This window comes from Streptomyces tateyamensis, assembly GCF_003205575.1.
GTDB classification, from domain to species: domain Bacteria; phylum Actinomycetota; class Actinomycetes; order Streptomycetales; family Streptomycetaceae; genus Kitasatospora; species Kitasatospora tateyamensis.
In genome coordinates this window covers 16,168-16,470 of record NZ_PYBW01000129.1, presented here as the reverse complement: position 1 = coordinate 16,470, position 303 = coordinate 16,168, and the positions used below count along the sequence as shown (strand labels likewise).

Below are 303 nucleotides of genomic sequence, written 5' to 3'. Positions count from 1 at the left end.
CCGTCCCCGCCCCGGTCTCGTCGCACACCGGTACCCCACGCCGGTGTCACAACCCGGTCATAGCCGTGCCCGAAGGCGCCGGGCGCCAACTGGCACTTGGGCCGGGCCGCTACGCTGACCGTATGACGAGCGAGGAGCAGCCCACCCCCGCAGCCGCGACGCCCCCTACAGCCGTGGTCGCCGACCTCCCCGAGGTGGCACCCGCCGGCACGCCCGCGGAGCGGGCCCGGGCGCTGCTCCGGCTGCGCCCGTACCGGCGCCTGTGGACCACCCAGCTGCTCGGCGGCACCGCCGACCGGCTGG

General features: G+C 77.2%; 1 protein-coding gene. It reads left to right on the top strand.

Translation table 11 applies throughout. From position 1 onward, the window contains the following. Positions 1–122: 122 nt before the first annotated feature. A partial coding sequence (locus tag C7C46_RS35380) for a hypothetical protein (protein WP_181442574.1) occupies positions 123–303 on the top strand: 181 nt, incomplete at its 3' end.